Source organism: Pararhodobacter sp. SW119 (assembly GCF_017811755.1).
In the GTDB taxonomy this organism is placed as follows: Bacteria; Pseudomonadota; Alphaproteobacteria; order Rhodobacterales; family Rhodobacteraceae; genus Pararhodobacter.
Map to the genome: position 1 here is coordinate 26,834 of NZ_JADDJF010000010.1, position 25,563 is coordinate 52,396.

Below are 25,563 nucleotides of genomic sequence, written 5' to 3' on the forward strand. Positions count from 1 at the left end.
CGCCTGAGCCGCCGCGACTCGATCCGCCCCAACCGCCGGCCTGGAAAACCCCATTGGGCATGTTGCTGGTGAAAGCCGGTGATCTTGGCCCAGCCGACCTGATGCGCGCCCTCAAATCCGCGGATGGGGACGAGGTGCGCCTGCGCGATATCCTTCGGCTGGAGGGGCTTGTCGGCGAAAGGTCCCTGACCCAGGCCTTGGCCACGCAATACCGTACCACCGCGATGGACCCCGATCTGACGCCACCGGACCCAAGGCTCTTTGACCGACTGGACGCGTCGGAATGGCTGCGCCGTGGCTATCTGCCCTGGTGCCGTATCGGCGGGGCGACGCTGATTGCCACAACCCGCCCCGAGGCCTTCGCGGCGGAAAAGGAAGGGCTCCAGCAGCTGTTCGGCCCGCTGGCGATGGCGCTGGTCAGTGAACGCGATCTGCACCGTGCCATCGCCGAGATCAGGGGCGGTAGCCTCAAGCAGAGCGCCGAAACCTGCGTCGCGGCGCGCGAAAGCTGCCGGACCTGGAAGGCCAGTCGCTTCGGCTTGGGCCTGTGGTCCTTGATTGCCGCCGGCCTTTTGGCGACAGCGCTTGCGCCCCTCGCGGTCTTCCTGACGCTGCTGGCGATCGTCGGCCTAGCCCTTTTGGCGGGAACCCTGCTGAAGATCGTCGCGGCGGCCACCATGCTACGCGCGCGCGCCCGGCCGCGCCCGACCCCGCCCCTGCCTGGCCGGGAACGCCCGGTGATCTCGATCCTCGTGCCGCTTTATCGCGAACCCGACATCGCGCCGCGACTGGTTGCCCGATTGGGCGCCCTGACCTGGCCCCGCGAAAAGCTCGACGTGCTGCTGGCCATCGAGGAGAACGACCACCTGACGCGCAATGCGCTGCGCCGGGCGCGGCTGCCGGCGTGGATGCGCGTGATCGTCGTCCCCGATTCGAAGCTGAAGACGAAGCCCCGCGCGATGAACTACGCGCTCGATTTCGCCCAGGGCAGCATCGTCGGCGTCTACGATGCCGAGGACGCCCCGGCCCATGACCAATTGCACCGCATTGCCGCGCGCTTCGCCGAGGCCGGACCGGACCTCGCCTGCATCCAGGGCGTGCTCGACTACTACAATCCTCGCACGAACTGGATCGCACGCTGCTTCACCATCGAATACGCCTCATGGTTCCGCCTGATGCTGCCGGGTTTCCAACGCCTCGGTCTGGCGGTGCCACTGGGGGGAACGACGCTCTTCTTCCGGCGCGAAATCCTTGAGAAACTGGGCTGCTGGGACGCCCACAACGTGACCGAGGATGCCGATCTCGGCATACGCCTCGCACGCCACGGCTACCGCACCGAACTGATGGAAACCGTCACGCTGGAAGAGGCGAACTGCGGGATCGTGCCGTGGATAAAGCAGCGCTCGCGCTGGCTCAAAGGCTACGCGATGACCTACGCGGTGCACATGCGCGATCCGGTCCTTTTGTGGCAGCAGTTCGGCTGGCGGAAGTTCCTGGGCTTTCAACTGGTCTTCCTCGGAATGCTCATCCAGTTCCTTTTCGCGCCCGTTCTCTGGACTTTCTGGCTGCTCCTTGTCGGCTTCGGTCACCCACTCTCCGCGGTCGTGCCGGTTCTCGCGCTGACCGGGCTTTTTCTGGTGGCCGAACTCACCAGCCTGACGGTCAATCTCTGCGCGCTGCACGCGCGCGACCACCGCGGCCTGCGCCCTTGGGTGCTGATGATGCCGCTCTACTTCCCCCTCGCGACGTTCGCGGCCTGGAAGGGACTGTTCGAGATGGGCGCGCGTCCGTTCTACTGGGACAAGACCACCCACGGCCTGCATGACAGCGCGCTCCAGCCGGCGCTGGCCGGCGGTCAGGGCAGCTGATACCCTTCCCCCCTGTGCCCCCTTAGGCGTCGCCCAGCCGACGCAGGTCCCCTGACTCGAGCTTCAACCTTGTTTCGAACGCACGCGAAATATGCTGCTTGAGCGCCTGCGCCGCCGCATCGCCGTCCGAGCTGGCGATCGCTTCGACGATCGCGGCATGCTCATCCAGCGTCTCCGCCCCCCGCCCCTCCGCCGCGAGCGAGGTCGAGGCCAGCAACGCCATGGAGCGATGAACCAGATCGAGTTGCCGAACCAGAAACCGGTTGTGCGAGGCAAGGTGGATCTGGCGATGAAAGCGCTTGTTCGCCCGGCTCAGCGCGCTCGGCTCCGCGACAAGCGCGCGGTCGGCCGCCACCATGTCGCGCAACAAGCGTACTTCCTCTATCGTTGCGTGCCGCGCGGCCAGTCGCGCGGCCAGCCCCTCCAGTTCCGCGCGCACCACGTACAACTCCGCCAACTGGTTGTGATCGAGTGAGGCCACGATCAGCGAACGCCCGTCCCGCGTGAGAAGTGACTGTGTTTCAAGCCGCTGCAATGCCTCCCGGATCGGGGTTCGTGAAACGCCGAAACGTTCCGCCAGCTCCGATTCGACCAGTCGGTCGCCGGGCCGGTAGACCCCTTCGTCGATTGCGGCCAGGACCATCGAATAGGCGTCAGCCTGTGTCGGGCGGGTTTCCGTCATGTGCAACTCCATCGCACCAGCTTAGCCCCGCACCGACCTGCCGCAACCGCTTTTCACGCCAAACTTGCGACGATCCCGTTTTCGCACTAGCTGTCGGGCATGGTTGCCGATGCCTTTACACATGTCCGGGCCTGGGTCTTCGATCTGGATAACACCCTCTACCCGCCCCAGGCGCGCCTCTTCGATCAGGTCGATCGGCGGATGACGGACTATGTCATGCGCATGCTCGGTCTCGACCACGCCGAGGCCGACCGGCTGCGCAAGCAATACTGGCTCGACTATGGCACCACGCTGGCGGGATTGATGATGCACCACGGTATCGACCCCGCCCCCTATCTGGTCGACGTGCACGCGATCGACTTCTCGGTCCTCAGCCCCGATGAAAGCCTGCACGCGGGCATCTCGCGCCTGCCGGGTCGGCGGATCGTCTATACGAACGGCTCGGCCCCCTACGCCGAACGCGTGATCGAGGCGCGCGGCCTTGCCGGTCTTTTCGACGCGGTCTACGGGGTCGAGAATGCCGGATTTCATCCCAAGCCCCGGCGCGAGGCCTTCGACACGGTTTTCACCGCCGACGGCCTGAACCCGCGCGCGGCCGCGATGTTCGAAGACGATCCGCGCAATCTGCGCGTGCCACATGAACTGGGCATGCGCACCGTCCATGTCGCGCCCGAGGCCCTGCCGGCTGCGGACGCCGCGCATATCCACCACCACACGAACGATCTGAGCGGGTTCCTCCACCGGCTGTGACCCCGGCGCGACGCGTTGCCGCATCGCCGCACTCCCGACTTCACCCCGAGTAGGGAAAACCTACATCAAATACCAGAGTTTACCGGAGGCCGAGATGAGCGTTCAAACCGATCCGCAGACCCGTTCCCCGAGCCGCAGGCAGCGCGAACCCTTTCTGCGTCGCATTCCGCTGATCGGCCCCATCGCACGCGAACTGGCCGAAGGGCATGCCGACTTCCCCTTCTACCTGCTGCTCGCCTTCGGCACCGCCTGGGCAAGCGCGGTCCTGATCTGGGGCCTGCCGGCGCTCTACCTGCCGGCGCTCGGGCTCGCCCCGGCGGTGATGCTGATGCTCATTGCCATCACCCGCGGCTGAATGCACCCTCGCCCCGCCTGTCGCCCCAGACTATAACGCGACCAGACGGAGGATCGGCATGCGCGCAACAACGGATATCCTGGTTTCGGGCGGCGGAGTGGCCGGACTTGCCGCGACCGCGGCCTTCGGCGCGGCGGGCTACCGCGTCATCTGTGTCGACCCGGTCGCCCCCGTTACCGCGCAGGACGCCCCCGACGCCGATCTGCGCACGACCGCGTTTCTGCAACCCTCGGTGCGGGTCCTGCAGGCAGCCGGCCTCTGGGATCGACTTGCCCCGCATGCCATGCCGCTGCAAACCATGCGCATCGTCGATGCCGGTGGCGACATGCCGGTGCCGCGCGTCGCCCACGACTTCGACGCAGCCGATATCTCCGACCAACCCTTCGGCTGGAACCTGCCGAACTGGCTGCTGCGGCGCGAATTCCTTTCCCGCCTGAACGAGCTGCCGACAGTCGACTTCCGGCCCGGCGTCGGGACGGCGCGACTGTTCACGCGCGAAGGCGAAGCCCGTGTCACGCTCAGCGACGGAACCTCGGTCTCGGCGCGACTGCTGATCGCCGCCGACGGGCGCAATTCACCGATGCGGCAGGCGCTGGGGATCGGCGTCAAGACCACGCGCTACCGGCAAAAGGCGCTGGCCTTCACCGTCACGCATCCCCAACCGCATCAGATGGTCTCGACCGAGATCCATCGCTCCGGCGGGCCTTTCACGCTGGTTCCGTTGCCCGATCGGGACGGCAAGAACGCCTCCGCGGTGGTCTGGATGGAAACCGGCACCGAGGTCGCGCGCCTTCAGACCCTGTCGGTCACCGCGTTCGAGGCCGAGATGACGCAACGCTCCGGCTCGGTCTTGGGTGCGTTGTCGCTGGATTCGCCGCTGACTGTCTGGCCGATCATCAGCCAGATCGCCGATCGATTCTCCGGCGAACGGACCGCGCTGATGGCCGAAGCCGCGCATGTCGTGCCACCCATTGGGGCGCAGGGCCTGAACATGAGCCTTGCTGACCTGAACGTCCTGCTCGACCTTGCGACACCCGACACGCTCGGCAGTGCCACGATGCTCGACGCCTACCACCGCCGCCGCTGGCCCGAGGTGAGGATGCGGATCGCCGGAGTGGACGTGCTGAATCGCGCCTCGATGCTGGGGGCGCGCCCCCTGCGCGACATGCGCGCCGCGGCGCTGAACCTGCTTTATGGCGTGGCGCCGGTGCGCCGCGGGATCATGAAACTCGGCATGGGACTGCGCTGAACGGCGGCACGAGGTGCCAGGCGGGGGTTTCCCGTCAGAGTGTCATGATGCGGGCTGCGGCGCGCGCGTAATCATAGTTGCAGCGCACATCGAAGACCTGCTGGCCGCGCGCGATCCGCAACATCACATCGCGCGAAGCGGGCTGGCCATCGCTGCCGGACACCTCGCGCGTGCCGACGACCGATCGCACATTCATGCCCTGCGATTCGCCCTGCGCGACACAGGCGGCTTCCGCTGCGCCAGCGGCGCGCCGGATCCCGATATCGCCCATCGGCGACATCGGCGCGGGCGCGGACTGCACCGGCGCCACGGCGCGGGGTTGTGTCTGGCGCAGATCGGGAAAATCCGCGCAGCCGGCCAAGGCGAACGCCCCGCCGAGTACCGCAAGCGTGATGGATCGCCGCATATGTCCCTCCTACTTCTTTTTTCAGGCCGCCGCATCGGGTTCGATCAGCGCGCGGGCGGCTGCGCGGGCCGCCTCGGTCACGGTGTCGCCGGACAGCATCCGCGCGATTTCATCAACTCGCGCCGCGGCGGATAGTTCCGTCACGCGGCTGAATGTCGCGCTATCGCGGACCTGCTTCTCTACCCGCCAGTGATGCGCGCCGCAGGCCGCGACCTGCGGGCTGTGGGTGACCACCAGCACCTGCCCGTCGGCGGCCAGCGCGCGCAAGCGCCGGCCGACCGCGTCCGCCGTCGCGCCCCCGACGCCGCGATCGATCTCGTCGAAGATCAGGGTCCGGTCATTCCCTGCCCGGCTCAGGCAGACCTTGAGGGCAAGCAGAAACCGCGACAACTCCCCGCCCGAGGCGATGCGGTTCAACGGTCCCGCCGGCGCCCCGGGGTTGGTCGCAACCTCGAAGGTCACCGCATCGCTGCCCTCGGGCCCGGGTTCGGCATCGGTGAGCTGCGTGGAAAACACCGCGCGCTCCATCTTCAGCGGCGCGAGCTCGGCGGCCATCGCCGCATCCAGCGCCCGCGCCGCGCGCGCGCGGGCCTCACGCAGCGCCCGGGCCGCGTCACGATATGCGGCCTCGGCGTCGGTCTCGGCGCGGGCAAGGGCGTCGTCGCGACTGTCCGAGGCATCGAGAAGCGCAAGGCGTTCACGCAGCACCCCGGCATGCGCGCCCAGATCGTCGGGCAGGACCCCGTGCTTGCGGGCCAGCGCGCGCAGGGCGAAAAGCCGCTCCTCGGCGGCTTCCAGCGCCCGCGGGTCCATGTCCAGCGCGTCCAGGCAGCCGTCGACCTCGACCTGGGCGTCACCCAGTTCCGTCAGCGCGCGTCCCAGCGCCGCGATAGCCGCGTCAAGCCGTCCGTCCACACCCTCGGCGGTGTCCTCCAGCCAGCGCATCGCATCCAGGATCTGCCGTTCCGCCCCGTCCTCGCCCATCGCGGTGCGCGCGCGCTCGACGTCGCCGCGCAGCCGTTCCGCCGCCTGCATCAGGCGACGGCGCGCGTCCAGTTCGGCCTCCTCGCCGGGTTGCGGGTCAAGCTTGTCGAGTTCGCCGACCGCGTGACGCAGCCAGTCTTCCTCGGCGCGCAGGGACGCCAGCCGCTCCCCGGCTTCGGCGCGCGCCTTCCGCGCCGCCTGCCAGTCCCGCCACGCCGCCCGCGCGCGAGCCAGAAGCGCCTCGGCGCCGGCAAACGCGTCCAGAAGCTGGCGATGCCCGCGCGGGTTCAGCAATCCGCGATCGTCGTGCTGACCGTGCAGCTCGACCAGCGTGTCCGACAGCCCGCGCAGCACCTCGCCCGATGCGCGGCGGTCATTGATCCACGCGGTCTTGCGTCCGTCGGGGGTGTTGATCCGGCGCAGGATCAGCTCATCCTCGGCCTCGATCCCCGCCTCCAGCAGGATCGCGCGCCCGGGGTGATCCGGCTCCAGATCGAAGACCGCCTCGACCTCGCCCTGCGCGGCCCCGGCGCGCACCAGTTCTGCGCGCCCCCGCCAGCCCAGCACGAAGCCCAGCGAATCGAGCAGGATCGACTTGCCCGCCCCGGTCTCGCCGGTCAGCACGTTGAGCCCCGGTCGAAACTCCAGTTCCAGCCGATCGATCAGCAGCATGTCCCGGATTGCGAGGGTTCGAAGCATCTCCCTGCCCTGGCCGCGGCAGTCAGAGCCACTCGCCGCGGATGGTCTGACGATAGATCGTGCGCAGCCATCCTTCGCCGCGCGCCTCGGGGGCCAGCCCGGCGCGGGTCAGCAGGCGGAAGCTGTCCTCGTAGAACGGATTGGCGCGGAAGTTGTGCCCCAGGATCGCGGCCGCCGTCTGCGCCTCGTCGCGCAGACCGAGCGCGAGGAAGGATTCGACCAGCCGGTGCAGCGCCTCGGGCGTGTGGGTGGTGGTCTGGAAATCCTCGATGACCACGCGGAACCGGTTGATCGCCGCCGGGTAGTTGCCGCGCCGAAGGTAGTAGCGCCCGATCTCCATCTCCTTGGCGGCCAGATGGTCGAAGGCCAGATCGAACTTCAGCACCGCAGAGCGGGCGTATTCGGTGTTCGGGTATTCCTCGATCACGCGGCGCAGATGCACCAGCGCCTGGAACGTCAGCCCCTGGTCGCGGCCGACATCCTCGATCTGGTCATAGAATGTCAGCGCCAGGATGTAGGCCGCCCAGGCCGCATCGGGATCGCCCGGATACTGGTCCAGGAAACGCTGCGCGCTGGCGCGCGCCTCCTCGTAGTTGCGATCGCGGTGATGCGCGTAGGCCTGCATGATGATCGCCCGACGCGCCCAGTCGGTGAAGGGATAGATCCGCTCCACTTCCTGGAAGTAGCGCAACGACGGCTCCGCGCGCGATCCGGTCTCCAGCAGGAATTCACCGCGTCGATAGATTTCCTCGGCGCTGAAACCGTCCAGCGGCTCGCCGCGTCCGACCCCGTCGCCGCAGGCGGCCAATGCCATCACCAGCGCCGACGCCAGAATTGTGGCCCGCCTTGCGGTCCTGCCGCGTCCCGCCCCCGTCCCAGTCATTGCACGCACCCTGCCTGACACATCTGCTCCACCTGCGCGGCCTTTTCAGGTGGCCTGCGGCATGCGGTTCGAGGTTCTCGTAGCACAGAAAAATCGGACACGCAAAACGCCTTTGCGCCCTTGTGCATAGCTGTGGCGGCTTCAGGCGGCAGCGTGCAAGGCACCATGATCGATGCCGATTCCGGGCAGGATCGCCGCGGTCTTGGCATCGACAGGCATGCGCTCGTAATTTGCGGGGTCGGCAAGCAGCGCGCGAACGAGTCGCCCGGTCAGCGTATGTCCTGCCCGGTGGCCCGTGTAGCGCCCCAGGATCGGCGCGCCGGCCACGGCCAGGTCGCCCATCGCGTCCAGCATCTTGTGGCGCACCGGTTCGTCCGGGTGCCGCAGGCCACCCGGGCTGAGAACGCGCGCGCCGGAAACGACCACGGCGTTCTCGTAGGTTCCGCCAAGTGCAAGGCCCTGCGTCCGCATGGTTTCGACATCCGACTGCCGGCAGAAGGTGCGGCTGTCGCTGAGTTCACGCACGAACGCACCATTGCGCAACGAAAGATCCAGGACCTGCCGACCGATCGCGCGGTCTGGAAAGTCGATCTCGAAGGCAATCGACAGCTCCGGCGCCGGGTCCAGCCGGGCGCGCGCGTCGCCCATCCGCACCTCGACCGGTCGAAGGACGCGGATCGCGGCCAGCGGCGCGGCCAAGCGGCGAATGCCGGCGCGCAGGAAGCTGTCGACGAACGGGCGGGCCGAACCGTCGAGGATCGGCACTTCCGGCCCGTCGAGCGTGATCAGCGCATTGTGGATGCCGCAACCGGCCAATGCCGCCATCAGGTGCTCGATGGTCGACACGGTCACGCCGTGCGCGTTCCCGATCCGCGTGCAGAGGTTCGTCTCGATCAGCGCGTCGATCGAAACCAGGACGCGGCGCGCAGCGCGCGGCATCGCCAGGTCGAGGCGTTCGAAAACGATCCCGGTATCGGCCGCCGCCGGACGCACACACAGCGTCACGGTTGCGCCGGCGTGAAGCGCCACGCCCGAGAAGCTCACGGCTGTCTGAATGGTTGTCTGCACGGCGGACCTGCTCTTTGTTACGGCCCCTGCTCGTTGCGGACCGGGAAATGCTGCGCGGCGTTTGGCCGTCGCCTGGCGGGGTTCATCCCCTTCTTCTTGACGAATATGTAAACATCCCCCGTTCGGGGCTCAATTCACGCTTTGCGACAGGCTGAAATACGTCGCCTGCCGGCTACAGCGGTACGTTCGCAGGGGCATGAAGCGCACAATTGACGCCCCCCGGCAGAAAGTTTCATTGCGGTTAATTCGCGCGATTCCGAATTCAATTTCAAGTGGTTAGGAAAGTGTCCACGCGTGGACGCTTCGCTATTTTCTGCCTCACGCGCGCCTACACGGGGGCCGGGGCAGTCTGCCTGCATCCCCGCGGACCGGATTGAAACAGTCGCCGGAAAAAGAAGAAGCCGGCTTTCGCCGGCTTCAGTCAGGCGGTTTCGCTGCTCGAACGGCTCAGTTCGCCTGGCGGCGGAGGAAGGCCGGAATTTCGATCCGGTCCTCGGCCTCGCGCATTTCCGGGTCCTCGTCGTAGGAACTGACCGGCGGCTGGTGCCTCGGGGCGGTCGCCTCGGCGCCGGTGCCGGCCATCTTGTTGATCAGCGCCCCCAGCCCGAAACGCGAGCTGCGCTCCCCCGCGTGCTGCGGATGCTGCGGGGGCTCGGGTGCGCGGCGCTGATAGCCCTGCGCCGGTTGACGCGACACCGCCTCACGCAGGCGGGCCAGCGTCTCAGGCGAGGGGGTGCCGGGTGTGCGCGGCTGGCCCTCGGCGACCGGCGCCGGCTGCACGCGCGGTTGCGGTGCCGCGGGGCGCTGCACGTTCTCGCGCACCCGCGCGATCGCGGCTTGATGCGCATGATGGTGGTGCAGATCCAGCTCGTCCTGCACAGGCTCCGGGGCGTAATTTTCGTAGACCTCCGGCTCCTGCGCGACCGGGCGCGGATCGGCCGCGGGCTGCGGGCGATGATAGCCCGCCGCCGGGCGCGCCGCCGGGCGTTCGCGCATCGGCTCGGGCGGCACGCTGGCCGCCGGCGCGGCTTGCGCAGCCGGGGCATGACGCGGCTCGTGCCGCGGTTCCGGCCGCATCTCGGGCTGCATCTGCGGGCGCGGCTCATGGCGCGGCTCGGGCTGGTGCGCCTGCTCGGCCTGGGTCACGGGCACAAGCGGTTCGGACAGCTTGCGCCGCGGCACGTCCAGGGTCAGGGCGTCGGCCTGCGCCTCGATGCCGGTCGCGACAACCGACACGCGGATCGCGCCTTCCATCTCGGGGTCCAGCGTGGAGCCGACGATGATGTTGGCGTCCGGATCGACCTTGTCGCGAATGATATTCGCGGCCTCGTCCAGCTCGAACAGCGTCATGTCGTAGCCGCCGGTGATGTTGATCAGCACGCCCTTCGCGCCGTTCAGGCTGATCTCGTCCAGCAGCGGGTTGGCGATCGCCTTCTCGGCGGCCTGGCGGGCGCGGTCCTCGCCCTCGGCCTCGCCGGTGCCCATCATCGCCTTGCCCATCTCGTCCATCACCGCGCGCACGTCGGCGAAGTCGAGGTTGATCATGCCCGGCCGCACCATCAGGTCGGTGACGCCCTTGACGCCTTGGTAGAGCACATCGTCGGCCATCGCGAAGGCCTCGGTGAACGTGGTTTTCTCGTTCGCCAGTCGGAAGAGGTTCTGGTTGGGAATGATGATCAGCGTGTCGACCACCTTCTGCAGCGCCTCGACGCCTTCCTCGGCTTGGCGCATCCGCTTCGCGCCTTCGAACGCGAAGGGCTTGGTGACGACGCCGACGGTCAACACGCCAAGTTCGCGCGCGGCCTGGGCGATGATCGGCGCGGCGCCGGTGCCGGTGCCGCCGCCCATTCCGGCGGTGATGAAGCACATGTGCGCGCCGGCCAGGTGATCGACGATCTCCTCCAGCGTCTCCTCGGCGGCCGAGGCGCCGACCGACGGCCGCGCGCCGGCGCCCAGCCCCTCGGTCACGCGCACGCCCAACTGGACGCGGGCCCGTGACTTCGACTGCTGCAAGGCCTGCGCGTCGGTATTGGCCACGACGAACTCGACCCCTTCGAGGTTCTTCTCGATCATGTTGTTGACCGCGTTGCCACCGGCCCCGCCCACGCCGAAGACCGTGATCCGCGGGCTCAGTTCGTTCGTCTGGTTCTCAATGAAGTTCAATGCCATCGCTATGTCCGCCTGTCTCTTTTCCGCCTGGTCTCGCGCCTGCCGTCCGTGGCCGTTTCGGCCGTTTTCCGGTTCTCCCAAGGACGGCGCCAAGGTTGTCCGGTGATTTGCCTAATTTCCGATCCTACCCGCTGCCCGGGCAGTCGTCACCAGAAAAAGGGTAAACGCCACCATATCTGGAGCACTTTTTCGCAACTTTCCGCTCATCTCGGTCGCCTCCCCAAGGGTTGTGGTTACCAATTGTCCCGGAACCACCGGATCGCCCGGCGCAACGGCCGCGCCGCGAAGCGATCGGCAGGGATGTCGAAGTCCCACCATTCGTCCTGCGGATGCGCCGCGAACATGCAAAGCCCCACCAGCGCCGAGAAGGCCGGCCCCGTCGTCACTTGCGGAAGACCGTGCACGCGTATCGGACGGCCCAGGCGCACCTGCTGGCCCAGGATCCGCGTCGCCAGACCGTCGAGGCCGGGCACCTGGCTCGCGCCACCGGTCAGCACGATCTGCTGACTGGGCAAATGGTCGAAGCCTGCCGCATCGAGGCGGGCGCGCACATCCTCCAGCATCTCCTCGACGCGCGGACGCATGATCCCGATAAGCTCCGAGCGCGTGATCCGCCGGCGGTCCTTTTCCCAGTCGCCCGAATCCGCCCCGATCTCGATCAGTTCACGGTCGTCCTTGCCCGTCGCGTGCACCCCGCCGTGCAGGCACTTGATCCGCTCGGCCGTGGAATGCGGGATCTGCAGCCCCTTGGCGATGTCCGAGGTGACATGCGCGCCGCCCAGACGCACCGCATCGGCATAGATCATGTGCTTCTTGATGAAGACCGAAACGCCGGTCGACCCGCCGCCCAGATCGATCAGCGCCGCACCCAGTTCCTGCTCGTCCTCGACCAGCGCCGACAGCCCCGCGACATAAGTCGAGGCCGCAAGGCCCGCCACTTCGACATCGCAGCGCTTCATGCAATGGACCAGGTTGCGCACCGCGTCGGCCTCGACGCTCAGAAGGTGCATGTCGCTGCTCAACCCCTGTCCGGCCTGCCCCCGCGGGTCCGCCAACCCCGATCTATGGTCGAGCGTGAAGTTGACCGGCTGCGCGTGCAGAACCTCGCGCCCCTGGCCGATATCGGGCAGTTCGCAGGCGGCCAGAACGCGCGCGATGTCCTGTTCGCTCACTCGTTGGCCTTCCAACTCGACCTGTCCCTCCAGCCCGTAGGATCGCGGCTCGCCCCCGGCGAAGGCGACGATGGCGTGATCGACACGGACCTGCGCCATCTTCTGCGCGCTCTGCAATGCGGTACGCACCGCGCGCTCGGTTTCGGCCATCGCGGCAATCTCGCCGAAGCGCACGCCCCGCGACCGCGTCGTCCCGGCGCCGATCACGCGAAAGCGGGCCTGCCCCGCCATCGCCCCCACGCCCGATCCCTCGGCGGGGGCCGCGAACTCGTCGAACTTGAGGATCAGCGCGGCGACCTTGAAGCTGCCGATGTCCAACACCGCTATGACACCGCGCTGCATGGCGATCCGCCGCAGGTTCCGCATGGCGCGCTGTGTCTGGTAAAGGTCGGTCATGGGCGGGAAGCTCCGGTCGAGACACCCCGGATCTGATGGAGGGCTTCCATCGCGGCCGGGGTCATGCGGATGGTGGGGCGCGACGGGTTGCGCAGATCGACGATCTCGATATCCCGCGACAGAAGGTCCTGCGCGGCATGCAGCGCCAGCACGCGCTCGAGCGCCTGAAGCGCGCCGCTTTCGGGCAGCATGATGCGCTGGTCGCGATCCAGGACCAGGTCCCAGCGCCGCTCTCCGACGCGCAGAAGGCCCCGCACGCGATGCTGGATCGGCCCTGCCGCGGTCAGCAGGATGCGCGCCTCGGAAATTGCCGCCGTCGCCCCCTCGCCGGCGATCAGCGGCAGATCGGGGCGCGCGGCGCGCGTCGTCAGCAGCGCCACCCGGTGGCCTTCGGCATCGACCAGTTTCAGCCCGTTCCGGCTGCGCCAGACCATGACCGGCACGCGCTCCTGCGCGGCGACCTCCAGCATGCCGCCACCGCGAATGCGCAGCCGCGCGCTTTCGACCGCGTCCAGCGCCTCGGCGCGCGCGCGCAGATCTTCCATGTCCAGATGGAAGGAGGAAATCGGCAACTCCAGCGCCAAACGTTCGGCGATCGCGCTGGCGACAGCCGGCGTCTCGCTGTGCACACTCAGCGTGCGGACCTGAAACTCGGGGCGGTTTTCGAAGGCCAGGCGCATCTCGCGCAGGCTTTCGGCGATCGCCAGGCGCCGCCCCTCATCGGCGAAGGTGACAACGATCAGCGCCGCCAGGGCAAGGGCCGGCACCCCTGCCTTCAAGGCTATACGCACCGCCGGCGTCAGCCAGAGCCGGTGCATCCGGTAGACCAGCCGGCTGGGTGAGGGATCGCGCGGTGTCGCAGTGTCCTTTGGCGCAGGGTGCACACGCCGCCGTGAACGCGGCCCGGAGGGCCTCGATCCGGGCACGACGAGCGGGGGGTCGATCCTTGCAGGCGCGCCAAGCGCGGCGGGGGCGCTGCTGCTGCGCAGGCCCTCGGCCGGGCTTGTGACCGGTGCGTCCTGGCTCAAGCGCATCGCATCCGGCAACGGCCCGTCGACCGGCTCCGGGGCGAGCCCGTCCCAGGGCCTCACCGGGTTGTCGTCCTCGTCATGGATCAGGCGCAGGTCGACCGGCGTGTCGAAGGGCCGCGGCGGCGGCGCGGCCGGAAACGGAATGGTCGCGGCGTTGCCCTCGGCGCGCTTGCGCGGGGGCTCGGTCGAAAGCGGCGGCTCGCTCAGCGGTCGCATGAGGCGTCCTCCACCAGGCGGCGACAGAGATCGGGAAACGAAATGTCGCAATGCGCCGCCTGCTCGGGCGTCAGCGAGGTCGGCGTCATCCCCGGCTGGGTATTGGTTTCCAGCAGCACCAGACCTTCCATCCCGCGCGCCTCGTCCCAGCGGAAATCGGTGCGGGACAGGCTGCGGCAGCCCAGCACCCGATGCGCGGTCAGCGCGTGATCCATGCAAGCGTCGAAGATCCGCTTCGGCAATTCGGCCGGCAGGACATGCCGGGATCCCCCCGGGCGGTACTTGGCGTCATAGTCGTACCAGCCGTCGGTCACGATGTCGGTCACGGTCAGCGCCCGGCCGTCCAGCACGCTGACGGTCAGTTCCCGGCCCGGCGCGTAGGCCTCGACCATCACCGTCGCGGGCATCTCGGCGGCAAGCCGGGGCGGGCGGTTCGCGCCCTCCATCACCAGGTAGACGCCGACCGAAGAGCCTTCATTGTAGGGCTTGACCACATAGGGCGGGGCCATCGGATGCGCGGCCTCGACCTCGGCGCGGGCGGCAAGCCGGCTCTCGGCGACCGGCAGGCCCGCGGCGCGGTAGACGGCCTTCGTGCGCTCCTTGTCCATGGTCAGCGCCGACGCCAGCACGCCCGAATGCGTATAGGACAGGCCCAGCCATTCCAGCACCCCCTGCACGCAGCCATCCTCGCCCCAGCGGCCATGAAGCGCGTTGAAGACGACATCCGGAGAATGCTTGAGCAGAACATGTGGAAGATCGCGGCCGGCATCGACCTCGACCACCGGGTATCCGGCCTCCCGCAGGGCGGCGGCGCACATGCGCCCCGAAGACAGGGACACCTCGCGCTCGGCCGAGATGCCACCCATCAGTACCGCCACCATGGGGGCTGTCCTGCTCGACCTGCCCGCCACCTTTGCCTCATGCGGCCCATTCGGGCCAATGGGGGCTTTGCGCCCCGCTTTCGTTGCTTGCGCCCGGGTTGGCCCCGGTGCGTCTTTGTTTATCCGCGCGCCGGTTCACCAACGCGCATGATTTCCCATTCTAGCGAAATCCCACGCTTTTCCAACACCCTTTTTCTTACCAATTCCCCAAGACCCTCCAGATCGGCGGCCGTCGCCCCTCCGGTGTTGATCAGAAAATTCGCGTGCATTTCCGACATCTGCGCCCCGCCCAGCCGCGCGCCGCGCATGCCCGCGTCCTCAATCACCTTCCAGGCCTTCAACTCTTGGGTGTCGTCGGCGTGCCCGGTCGAGCTGAACCCGGCCGGATTGCGGAAGGTCGAGCCCGCGGTGCGTTCCTTCGTCGGCTGGGTCGCATCGCGCTTGGCGAGCTGGTCTTCCATCCGCGCGGCCAGTTCGGCCGGGTCCCCGCGCGGCGCTTGAAACGTCGCGGCGGTGATCACCCAGCCCTCCGGCAAATCCGACTGGCGGTAGCGCAGGTTCAGATCCGCGGCGGGAAGCGTGAGGATGCGCCCGTCGCGGGTCACCGCCCTGACCTCGACCAGCCGGTCGGCGACATAGGTGCCGTAGCAGCCGGCGTTCATCCGCACCGCGCCGCCGATGGCGCCGGGGATGGTGCGCAGGAAAGTCAGGTCCAGCCCGGCTTCAGCCGCCTTGCGCGCCACATGCGCGTCGAGCGCGGCAGCCCCGGCCGTGACGCGGTTGCCTGCGATCTCGATCGCGTTGAACCCGCGGCCCAGTCGGATCACCACCGCCCGGATACCGCCGTCGCGGACGATCAGGTTGGATCCGACGCCCATCGGAAAGACCGGACACTCCGGCGGCAGCGCGCCGAGGAACCCGGCCAGATCGGCCTCGTCCGCGGGCTGGAAGAGCCAGTCGGCCGGCCCGCCCACGCGCAGCCAGGTCAGACCGTCGAGCGGACGGTCAGGGATCAGCGTGCCGCGCACGGGAATGTCGGAAGGCAGGGTCATGCGGGGGAGCTATCCTTCACCCAGCGGTCTGTCCAGCGGTGCGCGCGCCCGCGGCAGCCGTCATCGGAGCGTGACGGCAGCACCCCGGAGCAATGCCGGGCCGCAGGGTCCACGCGTGGACCATCGGCCAAGGCACTGATTTCAATAAACAAGGTATTTTCTGTCAACCGGATTTTAACCGGCCGAAGGGCCTGTTCGGTCACCGCCGCCACTTGACCCATATCCCGGCCAACGCCGCGCCCAGGCCGGCCGGCGCGGCCATGAAGACCCTGCGCCGCGCGCGCCGCCACGATCAGCGCAACCGCCGCCACTGCCAGGGCGGACGCGAGCCACCAGGCAGCCCGCGCCCCCCGCCACCGCGCAATGACCCAACCCACCGAAAAGCCGATCAGCGCCGCGACGGTCGGGATCAGCCAGATCCGCCATTCCACCTCAGCCCCCGAGCCGCGAGACGAGGCCCTGCGCCCAGCCACTGATCGAGCCCGCGCCAAGGCACATGACGATATCGCCCGGCCGCACCTCGGCGCGGACGAAGGCTTCGAACGCGGCCTCGTCGTCCAGCGCATGGACCGAAGCCTGCCCGGTCGCCCGGATGCCGCGCACCAGATCGTCGCGGCTGGCGCCGGGGATCGGGTCCTCGCCGGCGGCGTAGACCTCGGCGATGGCGACGATATCGGCATCGGCGAAACAGCGGCGGAAATCGTCGAACAGCGCCGAAAGCCGCGAATAGCGATGCGGCTGGTGCACCGCAATCACCCGCCCGCCGGTCGCGACCTGCCGCGCGCCGCGCAGGGCGGCGGCAATCTCGACCGGGTGATGGGCGTAGTCGTCGATGATCCGCACCCCGCCGGGACTGCCCAGATGCGTGAAGCGCCGCCCGACGCCCTGAAACCCCGCCAACCCCTGCCGGATCGCCGCGGGCGCGATGCCCAGGTGCAGGGCGACCGCGACCGCGGCCAGCGCATTCGACACATTGTGATCCCCGGGCAGGGGAAGAAAGCAGTCCGGGATCGAAGGGCCTTCACGGTGGAAGATATCGAAGCGCATGCCGCCCGCCTCGCCGCGCAGGTTGGTCGCGCGCAGATCCGCGCCATCGCCCAGCCCGAATGTCACGACGCGGCGCCCGGTGACCTGACCCGCCAGCGCCCGCACCTCGGGGTGGTCGACGCCAAGGACGGCAAGACCGTAGAAGGGAACGCCCTGGACGAAGCGCCGGAAGCCCGCGCGCAATTCGTCGAAGTCGCGCCAGTGATCCAGATGTTCGGGGTCGATGTTGGTGACGATGGCCACGGTCGTCGGCAGGCGGTTGAACGAGCCGTCGGACTCGTCGGCCTCGACCACCGTCCAGTCGCCAGCGCCCAGACGCGCGTTTGACCCATAGGCCCCGATGACGCCGCCGTTGATCACCGTCGGATCAATTCCGCCGGCATCCAGCAGCGTCGCGACCAGCGTCGTGGTCGTGGTCTTGCCATGCGTGCCGGCAACCGAGACCGTGCGCTGCAGGCGCATCAGTTCGGCCAGCATCTCGGACCGGTGGACTACCGGCAATCCGCGCCGACGCGCCTCGGCCAGTTCGGGATTGTCTTCCCTGATCGCGGTCGAGGCGACGACGACACCGGCCTCGCCCAGATTCTCGGCCCGGTGGCCGACATGGACCGTGACGCCCAGACCCGACAGCCGTTCGGTCAGAGCCGAGCCCTTCGCGTCCGACCCCTGCACCTTATGTCCCAGCCCGGCAAGGATCTCGGCGATTCCCGACATGCCGATCCCGCCGATGCCGATGAAATGGATCGGCCCCAGGCGTGCCGGCAACAGCGTGCGCGCCATTATTCCCATACCGCGTGCGGAAGGCCGGCGATGTCGCATACCAGATCGGCCAGACACTCGGCGGCATCGGGAATGCCGATCGACAGCGCGCCCTCGGCCATACGCTCGGCGGCCTCGGGATTGGTCAGGATCGACTCCACGTTTTCGGCCAGCGCCTCGGGTGTGAAGTGACGTTCGGGGATCAGGATCGCCGCCTCGGCGCCCAGCAGGGCGCGGGCGTTGGCGGTCTGCTCGTCGCGGATCGCCGCGGCCAGCGGCACCAGGACGGAGGGACGCCCGATCACCGCCAGATCCGCCACTGTCGAGGCACCGGACCGCGCGATCACCAGCTGCGCCTCGGAAAAGCGGCGCGGAATGTCGTCGAAGAAGGGCGCCACCTCGGCGCGGATCCCCGCCGCGTCATAGGCCGCATCGACACGCTCCAGATCCTCGGGACGGGCCTGGTGCGCGACGCGCAGATGCGCGCGCAACCCCTCGGGCAGTAGCGCCAGGGCGTCGGGTACCACGTCGGACAGGATGCGCGCGCCCTGGCTGCCGCCGATCACCACAAGGCTCATCGGGTAGTCGCCGGGCGGGATGTAGGGCGATCCGGCGCGTTCGCGGATCGCGTCGCGCACCGGGTTGCCGACATGCACGCCCTCGACGCCCGCGGGCAGTTGCGTGGGCCAGGCGCCGCAGGCCACCGCCTGGACGCGCCCGGCAAAAGCCTCGTTAACGCGGCCCAGCACGCCGTTCTGTTCGTGAATCACGCGCGGAACCCGCAACAGCCACGCCGCCCCCAGCGCCGGGATCGCGGGATAGCCGCCAAAGCCCACCGCCACGCGCGGCCGGTCGAACACCATGCCGGCCGCCGACTTCAGCACGCCGCCCGCGATGCGCAGCGGCACCATCAGCTTTTCCGCCGCCCCGCCGCGCGCCGGCGTGGCCGAGGAGACGACGCGCCGCGCGACCGCCGGCGGGAAGTTGCCGGCATAGCGTGCGCCCCTTTCGTCCGTCGAAAGCTGGACGCGCCAGCCACGCGCCAGCAGGGCCTCGGCCAGCGCCTGGGCCGGGAACATGTGCCCGCCCGTGCCCCCCGCGGCGATCACCGCGAGTGGCGCGCGCCCGCTTCGCTCGCCTGCCATCATCCCCTCCGTGCGGCGCCCTGGGCAAGGATCTCGCCAATCTCGCCCTGCGGGCGGGTGCGCGTCAAGGCAAGCAGCATCCCCACCATGATCCCCATCGCCACCAGCGAGGAGCCGCCATAGCTGACGAAGGGCAGCGTCATCCCCTTGGCCGGCAGCAGCCGCACCGCGACGCCCATGTTGATCATCGCCTGCGCCGAGAAGACCGCGACAAGCCCGGTGCCGGCGATGCGGGTGAACGGATCGCGTTCCCGCGTCAGCCGCGACAGCGCGCGCAGGCAGATCACCGCGTAGAGCATGACGATGAAGGCGACCAGCAGGAAGCCGTATTCCTCGGCCGCGACGGCGATGATGAAATCGGTATGCGCGTCGGGCAATTGCCATTTGACCTGCCCCTCGCCCACGCCCATGCCGAAGAGCCCGCCCTCCTGAATCGCCGAGGCGGCGAAGCCGAGTTGCGAGCGGGCGTCGACCTCGGCGGCCAGGAACCCGTCGATGCGGCGGGCGAAATGCTCGGAATGGTTATAGGCGCCCACCCCGCCGGCAATCGCCAGCCCGGCCAGCGTCAGGATCAGCACGATCGGCGCCCCGGCCGCGAAATACATCACCCCCCAGCCGAAGAGAACCAGCGCCGCCTGGCCGAAGTCCGGCTGCAGGACCAAGAGGAAGACCACGGCCAGCGTCACGCCCAGCGACAGCGACTTGCCCGGCGGGCCGTTGATCTCCTGCCCGGCGGCCAGGAACCAGGCGGCGAGCACCGCAAGGCAGGGTTTCATGAACTCGGACGGCTGCACGCTGACGAAACCGAGGCTGAGCCAGCGCACCGCGCCCTTGCCGAAGTCCGTGCCGATGACCGGCAGCGCCATCAGCGTGAGGAAGGCGCCGACGAAACCCACCACCGCCCAGCGACGGATCGCGGCGGGCGACATCATCGACACCAGGAACATGATCGCCAGCGCGACCAGGCCGAAGACCACCTGCCGCTCGAAATAGAAGAAGGGCGCGAGGTTGTTCCGCGCGGCCAGCGGCGGCGAGGATGCCAGCGCCAGCAGCAGCCCGGCGCCGAAAAGAACCAGCACGCAGGAGATGGTCCATCGATCCACCGTCCGCCACCAGCGTGAAAGAACCGCCTCGCCCGCCTGTGCGGGCAGGGTGCCATGAACCATTTCCGTCATGGATGCACTGCCTTTGCCTCTGCTCTGCCCGTTTTCCGGGTCTGGCGCGCAGGATAGCGGCAAAGCCCGCGCAAAGCCAGTGATTTGCGCGCGGGCCTGTGCGCGCCGGCGAACCGGCGCGCAACACCCGACACCGGGCCCAGACGCCGCCGCTACCAGAAGCTCTGCGGGTCGATGTCGAGGGCAACACGCAGGTCGTGCGGCGGCTTGAGCTGCGCCACCCAGGCGCGCAGCGCCGGTTGCAGGGCCGCGCCCTTCGCGGCCTTGACCAGCATCCGCACCCGGTGGCGGCCGCGCACCCGCGCGATCGGGGCGGGCGCGGGCCCGAATACCTGCGCGCCGATCCGGCGCAGCGGCGCGTCGCGCTCGGCCAGCGCCATGGCGAAATCCGACAGCTCTTCCAGCTTCGGCGACGACAGGATGATCCCCGCCAGCCGGCCATAGGGTGGCATCCCCAGCGCCTGTCGCTCGTTCGCTTCGGCGCGCCAGAACCCCTCGTCATCGCCCGACAGGATGGCGCGGATAACCGGGTGGTCGGGCTGGTGCGTCTGGAGCAGCGCCACCCCCGGCTTTTCGGCCCGGCCCGCCCGGCCGGCGACCTGGCGGATCAGCTGGAACGTGCGCTCGGCGGCGCGCAGGTCGGCACCATGCAGGCCCAGGTCCGCGTCGATCACACCAACCAGCGTCAGCAGCGGAAAGTTGTGCCCCTTGGCGACCAGTTGGGTGCCGATGATCAGATCGGCCTCGCCCGCCGCGATGGCGTCGATCTGCGCCTTCAACGCGCGGGACGAGGCGAAAAGGTCCGAGGAGAGGACCGCGATGCGCGCCTCGGGGAAAGTCGCGCGCGCTTCCTCCTCCAGCCGCTCGACCCCCGGGCCGATGGCCGCCATGCGCCCTTCGACGCCGCAGGCGGGGCAGACGGTCGGGATCGGCGCGGTGGCCCCGCACTGGTGGCACATCAGCCGCTTGAGGAAGCGATGCTCGACCATCCGCGCGTCGCAATCGGCGCACTGGATCTGGTGGCCGCACCCACGGCAGACGGTGATCGGCGCGTATCCTCGCCGGTTGATGAACAGAAGCGCCTGTTCCTTCGCCTGCAACCGCGCGTCGATGGCACGCCTCAAGGTGGGCGAGATCCAGCGCCCGCCCGGCATCTCCTCGGCGCGCAGGTCGATGGCGCGCATGTCCGGCAGTTCCGCCACGCCGAACCGCGCCGGCAGGTCGATGCGGGCGTATTTGCCGGCCTCGGCATTGGCCCAGCTTTCCAGCGACGGCGTGGCCGAGGCCAGCACCACCTGCGCCCCCACGATGGACGCCCGCAACACCGCCATGTCGCGCGCATTGTAAAGGACGCCATCCTCCTGCTTGTAGCTACTGTCGTGTTCCTCATCGACGACGATCAGGCCCAGGTCGCGGTAGGGCAGGAACAGGGCCGAGCGCGCGCCGACGATCAGCTGCGCGCCGCCCTGCCCGACCATCCGCCAGAGCCGCCGGCGTTCGGTCAGCGTCACGCCCGAATGCCACTCGGCGGGCCGCGCGCCGAAGCGTTCCTCGACCCGGCCGATGAACTGCGCGGTCAGCGCGATCTCGGGCAGCAGGACCAGCGCCTGCCGCCCGGCGGCCAGGCAGGCGGCGACGGCTTCCATGTAGACCTCGGTCTTGCCCGATCCGGTGACCCCCTTCAGCAGCGTCACGCCAAAGGCGCCCGTCCCGGTACACAGCCGCTCGGCCGCCGCGCGCTGGTCGTCCGACAGCGCCTTGCCCGGCAGCCCCGCGTCCAGCCGGGGATAGGGCGCATCGACCGGTGCCGCCGCCTCGATCAGCCCGCCCTGTGCTGCCAGCGTCTGCACGACCGAGGGGCTGACGCCGGCGGCGCGCGTGATCTCGGTCATGGTCAGCGCCGCGCCGCCATAGGCGTCGAACGCGTCCATCACGCGGGCGCGGGCATCGGTCATCCGCGCCAGCTCCTCGCCCGCCAGATAGACCTTGCGCATCTTCGGCGCGTCGAACAGCCCCGGCGCGCGCGTCGCCAGCCACAGCATCAGCGCCATCGGCGTCAGCGTGTAATCGGCCGCGCGGGTCAGGAAGGCGCGCAACTCGTCGCGCATCGGCGGCACGCCCAGAACCCGCAGGACCGGGCGCAGCTTCGCGCGCGGCAGGTCGCTCTCAGGCCCGCCCCAGACCACGCCCAGCACCTTGCGCGGGCCCAGCGGCACCTCGACGAAGTCGCCGGTGCGCGCGCCGCCCTCGGGCGCGCGGTAGTCCAGAAGCCGGTCGATCGGCTGCGTGGTCAGCACGGCAAGGGCGGCGTCGGCGGGAAAGAAGCGGACCTCGTCCAGGGTCATGCGAGGCTCAGTCTCTGCAAAGCTCGGGGCTTTCGGGATGATCGGAGTTCAGGTATGACGCCGCCCGAACCCCTCTGCAACCCGAGAGCGATCCATGAAATTCTTTGTCGATACCGCCGACGTGCAGGCGATTGCCGAACTCAACGACCTGGGCATGGTCGATGGCGTGACCACCAACCCCTCGCTGATCCTGAAATCCGGCCGCGACATCGTCGAGGTCACGAAAGAGATCTGCGATATCGTCTCGGGCCCGGTTTCCGCCGAAGTCGTGGCGACCAAGGCCGAGGACATGATCGCCGAAGGCCGCCGCCTGGCCGAGATTGCGCCCAACATCGCCATTAAGCTGCCGCTGACCTGGGACGGTCTGAAGGCCTGCAAGGTGCTGACCGGCGAGGGGCGGATGGTCAATGTCACGCTCTGCTTCTCGGCCAACCAGGCGCTGGTCGCGGCCAAGGCCGGCGCCTCGTTCATCTCGCCTTTCATCGGCCGGCTCGACGACATCAACCTCGACGGGATGGAGCTGATCCGCGACATCCGCCAGATCTACGACAACTACGGGTTCGAGACCGAAATCCTCGCCGCCTCGATCCGCACGGTGAACCACGCCGCCCAGGCCGCGCTGATCGGCGCCGACGTGATGACCGCCCCGCCCGAGGTGATCCGCAAGCTGGCCAGCCACCCGCTGACCGATGCAGGGCTGGCACAGTTCCTGAAGGACTGGGAAAAAACCGGTCAGAAAATTCTCTGACCTGGTGTAGGCTCCGCCGACAAGAAGAAAACACGAGGCAGAAATGGCAGTCACAGAACACGCCGAACCGGCGCGTGTCGTCAAGGATTGGCGCACGCGCGTCCTGGCCGACCCCACCCTGATCCTGGACGACCGCGCGCTCATGCGCGCCCTCGTCGACGCGGCCGAGGGCCAGGTCGCGAGCAACGTGGTCGACCTGCGCGCGATGGCCATGGCCCGGCTCGAAGCGCAACTGGCCAAGCTGGAAGACACCCACCGCGCCGTCGTCGCCGCCGCCTATGAAAACGTCGCGGCCACCAACCAGATCCACCGCGCCGTCGATGCGATCCTGTCGGCGAGCGAATTCGACCGCTTCGTCCAGGTGCTGGAGGGCGAACTGGCCGACATCCTGCAGGTCGATACCGTCCGCCTGGTGCTGGAGGATGCCGGCGCCCCGGCCCCCGGCCAGCGCGACACGGTCGTCGCGATGCAGCCGCCGGGCTTCGTCGTCGACTACATGCGCCAGGGCCGCAACGCCCCCGCCCGCCGCATCGTGCTGCGCCAGGCCGTCCCTTTCGAGGGCGACCTCTACGGTGCCGCCGGCGCCTCCGTCCGGTCCGAGGCGCTGATGCGCATCGACCTCGGGCGCGGACGGGCCGCGGCGATGCTGGCGCTGGGATCGACCGACCCGCAGCACTACAAGCCCGGCCAGGCGACCGATCTGATGGCCTTCTTCACCGGCGTGGTCGAGAAGGTGCTGCGCCGCTGGCTGGGATGAGCCCGGATCAGCCGGCGATCAGCCCCGCGCTGCGCCAGGCACTCCACGACTGGCTGCAAGGAATGGCCGCGTTGCAGGACGCGGCCGACCACACGATCACCGCCTACCGCGCCGATGTCGCGGGCTTTCTTGGCTTTCTGGCCCGCCATCACGACGGCGCCGCCGGCATTGCGCAACTGCGCGCCGTGACGCAATCGGACCTGCGCGCCTTCATGGCGGCGGCTCGGGCGCGCGGCGTCGGCGCCCGGTCGCTGGCGCGCGGCCTCTCGGCGCTGAAATCCTTCGCCCGCTGGCTGGCCGAGCGGGAGCCGGGCTTCGACCCCGACGTCTTCCTCGCCGCCCGCGCGCCGCGCCACGCCCGCCCCCTGCCCCGTCCGCTCAGCGAAACCGACGCGCGCGAGATGCTGGACACCATCAGCGACGACCACGCCCACCCCTGGATACAGGCGCGGGACGCGGCGGTGCTGACGCTGCTCTACGGCTGCGGGCTGCGTATATCCGAGGCGCTGGCGCTGACCGGCCGCGACCGCGACCTCGCCGGCAGCCTGCGCGTCCGCGGCAAGGGCGGCAAGGAACGCGTGGTGCCGGTGATCCCCGCCGCCGCCGTCGCCGTCGCCGAATATGCCCGCCTCTGCCCCTGGCCGCTGGACCCCGGCGCGCCCCTCTTTCGCGGCGCCCGCGGCGGGCCGCTGAACGCGCGCCTGATCGCCCGCGCGGTCGAGGGGGCGCGCCTGCGCCTGGGCCTGCCGGCGACCGCGACCCCGCACGCGCTGCGCCATTCCTTCGCCACGCATCTGCTGGCCGCCGGCGGCGATCTGCGCGCCATCCAGGAGCTTCTCGGCCACGCTTCGCTGTCCACGACGCAGATCTACACCGGCGTCGATACCGTGCGGCTGATGCAGGCCTACCGGGCCGCCCACCCCCGCGCCACCTCCACGCCGCCCCCGGGGCGGTTGCACGACAGCCAGAACTGAGCAACAACGGCACGATGTACGAAATCTGGCGCGCCTACTCGGTCCATCTCTTCACCGCAACGGGCGCGGTGTTCTCGATGCTGGCCATGCTCGCCGCGGCCGAAAACGCCTGGAGCCTGATGTTCCTCTGGCTGGTCGTCGCCTTCATCGTCGACGGGATCGACGGGCCGCTGGCGCGCCGCTACCACGTCAAGACCCGCGCCCCGATCATCGACGGCGCCCTTCTCGACCTGATCATCGACTACCTGACCTATGTCTTCATCCCGGCCTTCGCGCTCTTCCAGTCGGGCCTGCTGCCGGGCTGGACCGGCTGGGTGGCGATCATCGTCATCACCTTCGCCAGCGTCCTCTACTTCGCCGACACCCGGATGAAGACCGCCGACAATTCGTTCTCGGGCTTCCCGGCCTGCTGGAACATGGTCGCGCTGGTGGTCTTCGCCACGCGCCCCGACTTCTGGATCATCCTGGCGCTGGTCGTGGTTCTGGCGCTCTCGATGTTCGTGCAGGTGAAGTTCGTCCATCCCGTGCGCACGGTCCGCTGGCGCAACCTCACGCTGCCGATGGCCGTGGTCTGGACCCTGCTCGCCGGCTGGGCGGCGCTGGCCGATTTCACGCAGCCGGCGCTGGTCACCTGGGGGCTGATCGTGACCTCGGTCTACCTGCTGGTCGTGGGCGTGGTGCAGCAGGCAACCGAAAAGGCGAACACCATGCGCCCGCGCCGCAGCCTGTTCGTCCGGCGCCAGAAATACTGA

General features: G+C 69.0%; 23 protein-coding genes. 8 read left to right on the forward strand and 15 right to left on the reverse strand.

The genetic code is table 11. The features are described from left to right. The first annotated feature begins 59 nt into the window (after window positions 1-59). Window positions 60-1,868: a glycosyltransferase family 2 protein gene (locus IM708_RS08405; RefSeq protein WP_209426109.1), complete on the forward strand. Its 1,809-nt coding sequence runs from the start codon at window positions 60-62 to the stop codon at window positions 1,866-1,868. Between the two features lie 22 nt (window positions 1,869-1,890). Here the strand turns inward: IM708_RS08405 and IM708_RS08410 are convergent, their stop codons facing one another. Further along, the gene (locus tag IM708_RS08410; RefSeq protein WP_209425980.1) at window positions 1,891-2,550 is read right to left on the reverse strand and encodes a GntR family transcriptional regulator; all 660 of its coding nucleotides are present in this window, start codon (window positions 2,548-2,550) and stop codon (window positions 1,891-1,893) included. A gap of 99 nt (window positions 2,551-2,649) precedes the next feature. On the opposite strand from IM708_RS08410, the gene IM708_RS08415 reads away from it, so the two are divergent. From IM708_RS08415 to IM708_RS08425, 3 genes are all read left to right on the forward strand, one after another. Further along, window positions 2,650-3,300 carry a pyrimidine 5'-nucleotidase gene (locus tag IM708_RS08415; protein ID WP_209425982.1) on the forward strand — a complete coding sequence of 217 codons (651 nt, stop codon included), beginning with the start codon at window positions 2,650-2,652 and terminating at the stop codon, window positions 3,298-3,300. Between the two features lie 94 nt (window positions 3,301-3,394). After that, window positions 3,395-3,655 carry a hypothetical protein gene (locus IM708_RS08420; protein ID WP_209425984.1) on the forward strand — a complete coding sequence of 87 codons (261 nt, stop codon included), beginning with the start codon at window positions 3,395-3,397 and terminating at the stop codon, window positions 3,653-3,655. Window positions 3,656-3,713: 58 nt separating this feature from the next. Next, window positions 3,714-4,904 carry a UbiH/UbiF family hydroxylase gene (locus tag IM708_RS08425; protein ID WP_209425986.1) on the forward strand — a complete coding sequence of 397 codons (1,191 nt, stop codon included), beginning with the start codon at window positions 3,714-3,716 and terminating at the stop codon, window positions 4,902-4,904. Between the two features lie 34 nt (window positions 4,905-4,938). Here IM708_RS08425 and IM708_RS08430 read toward each other — a convergent pair whose 3' ends face one another. From IM708_RS08430 to IM708_RS08495, 14 genes are all read right to left on the reverse strand, one after another. Further along, complete coding sequence (locus IM708_RS08430; RefSeq protein WP_209425988.1) at window positions 4,939-5,310, reverse strand: hypothetical protein; 372 nt, start codon at window positions 5,308-5,310, stop codon at window positions 4,939-4,941. 21 nt (window positions 5,311-5,331) lie between these two features. After that, window positions 5,332-6,993 (reverse strand): DNA repair protein RecN, encoded by a 1,662-nt coding sequence (gene recN, locus IM708_RS08435; RefSeq protein ID WP_209425991.1) that lies wholly within the window; start codon window positions 6,991-6,993, stop codon window positions 5,332-5,334. Between the two features lie 22 nt (window positions 6,994-7,015). Next, window positions 7,016-7,876, reverse strand: a complete 861-nt coding sequence (locus IM708_RS08440) for an outer membrane protein assembly factor BamD (protein WP_209425993.1) — start codon at window positions 7,874-7,876, stop codon at window positions 7,016-7,018. 141 nt (window positions 7,877-8,017) lie between these two features. Further along, window positions 8,018-8,944 carry a UDP-3-O-acyl-N-acetylglucosamine deacetylase gene (gene lpxC, locus IM708_RS08445; RefSeq protein WP_209425994.1) on the reverse strand — a complete coding sequence of 309 codons (927 nt, stop codon included), beginning with the start codon at window positions 8,942-8,944 and terminating at the stop codon, window positions 8,018-8,020. A gap of 447 nt (window positions 8,945-9,391) precedes the next feature. Further along, a complete protein-coding gene (gene ftsZ, locus IM708_RS08450; protein ID WP_209425996.1) occupies window positions 9,392-11,113 on the reverse strand; it encodes a cell division protein FtsZ in 1,722 nt (573 codons plus the stop codon). A gap of 233 nt (window positions 11,114-11,346) precedes the next feature. Further along, on the reverse strand, window positions 11,347-12,681 hold the full coding sequence (gene ftsA / locus IM708_RS08455; protein WP_209425998.1) for a cell division protein FtsA: 1,335 nt from the start codon (window positions 12,679-12,681) through the stop codon (window positions 11,347-11,349). Continuing rightward, window positions 12,678-13,928, reverse strand: a complete 1,251-nt coding sequence (locus tag IM708_RS08460) for a cell division protein FtsQ/DivIB (RefSeq protein WP_245243078.1) — start codon at window positions 13,926-13,928, stop codon at window positions 12,678-12,680. Before IM708_RS08460 ends, ftsA begins: the two co-directional genes overlap by 4 nt. Continuing rightward, a complete protein-coding gene (locus IM708_RS08465) occupies window positions 13,916-14,809 on the reverse strand; it encodes a D-alanine--D-alanine ligase (protein WP_209426000.1) in 894 nt (297 codons plus the stop codon). The genes IM708_RS08460 and IM708_RS08465 overlap by 13 nt, the downstream gene beginning before the upstream one ends. A 119-nt stretch (window positions 14,810-14,928) precedes the next feature. After that, the gene (gene murB / locus IM708_RS08470) at window positions 14,929-15,861 is read right to left on the reverse strand and encodes a UDP-N-acetylmuramate dehydrogenase (RefSeq protein ID WP_209426001.1); all 933 of its coding nucleotides are present in this window, start codon (window positions 15,859-15,861) and stop codon (window positions 14,929-14,931) included. Beyond that, complete coding sequence (locus IM708_RS08475) at window positions 15,858-16,292, reverse strand: hypothetical protein (RefSeq protein ID WP_209426002.1); 435 nt, start codon at window positions 16,290-16,292, stop codon at window positions 15,858-15,860. The genes murB and IM708_RS08475 overlap by 4 nt, the downstream gene beginning before the upstream one ends. A 1-nt stretch (window position 16,293) precedes the next feature. Next, complete coding sequence (murC, locus tag IM708_RS08480; RefSeq protein WP_209426113.1) at window positions 16,294-17,691, reverse strand: UDP-N-acetylmuramate--L-alanine ligase; 1,398 nt, start codon at window positions 17,689-17,691, stop codon at window positions 16,294-16,296. After that, window positions 17,688-18,812, reverse strand: coding sequence for a UDP-N-acetylglucosamine--N-acetylmuramyl-(pentapeptide) pyrophosphoryl-undecaprenol N-acetylglucosamine transferase (locus tag IM708_RS08485; RefSeq protein ID WP_209426003.1), 1,125 nt, complete (start codon window positions 18,810-18,812; stop codon window positions 17,688-17,690). The genes murC and IM708_RS08485 overlap by 4 nt, the downstream gene beginning before the upstream one ends. Further along, on the reverse strand, window positions 18,812-19,987 hold the full coding sequence (locus tag IM708_RS08490) for a putative peptidoglycan glycosyltransferase FtsW (protein ID WP_209426004.1): 1,176 nt from the start codon (window positions 19,985-19,987) through the stop codon (window positions 18,812-18,814). The genes IM708_RS08485 and IM708_RS08490 overlap by 1 nt, the downstream gene beginning before the upstream one ends. A gap of 152 nt (window positions 19,988-20,139) precedes the next feature. Beyond that, on the reverse strand, window positions 20,140-22,332 hold the full coding sequence (locus tag IM708_RS08495; protein WP_209426005.1) for a primosomal protein N': 2,193 nt from the start codon (window positions 22,330-22,332) through the stop codon (window positions 20,140-20,142). A 94-nt stretch (window positions 22,333-22,426) separates the two neighbouring features. Here IM708_RS08495 and fsa point away from each other — a divergent pair, with 94 nt between their 5' ends. The 4 genes from fsa to IM708_RS08515 are packed head-to-tail and all read left to right on the forward strand — an operon-like array spanning window position 22,427 to window position 25,563. Continuing rightward, window positions 22,427-23,080 (forward strand): fructose-6-phosphate aldolase, encoded by a 654-nt coding sequence (gene fsa / locus IM708_RS08500; protein ID WP_209426006.1) that lies wholly within the window; start codon window positions 22,427-22,429, stop codon window positions 23,078-23,080. Between the two features lie 43 nt (window positions 23,081-23,123). Further along, window positions 23,124-23,837 carry a DUF484 family protein gene (locus IM708_RS08505; RefSeq protein ID WP_209426008.1) on the forward strand — a complete coding sequence of 238 codons (714 nt, stop codon included), beginning with the start codon at window positions 23,124-23,126 and terminating at the stop codon, window positions 23,835-23,837. Next, on the forward strand, window positions 23,834-24,811 hold the full coding sequence (locus tag IM708_RS08510) for a tyrosine recombinase XerC (RefSeq protein WP_209426010.1): 978 nt from the start codon (window positions 23,834-23,836) through the stop codon (window positions 24,809-24,811). The genes IM708_RS08505 and IM708_RS08510 overlap by 4 nt, the downstream gene beginning before the upstream one ends. A gap of 14 nt (window positions 24,812-24,825) precedes the next feature. Then, entirely contained in the window at window positions 24,826-25,563 is a 738-nt protein-coding gene (locus IM708_RS08515) for a CDP-alcohol phosphatidyltransferase family protein (protein WP_209426012.1), read from the forward strand.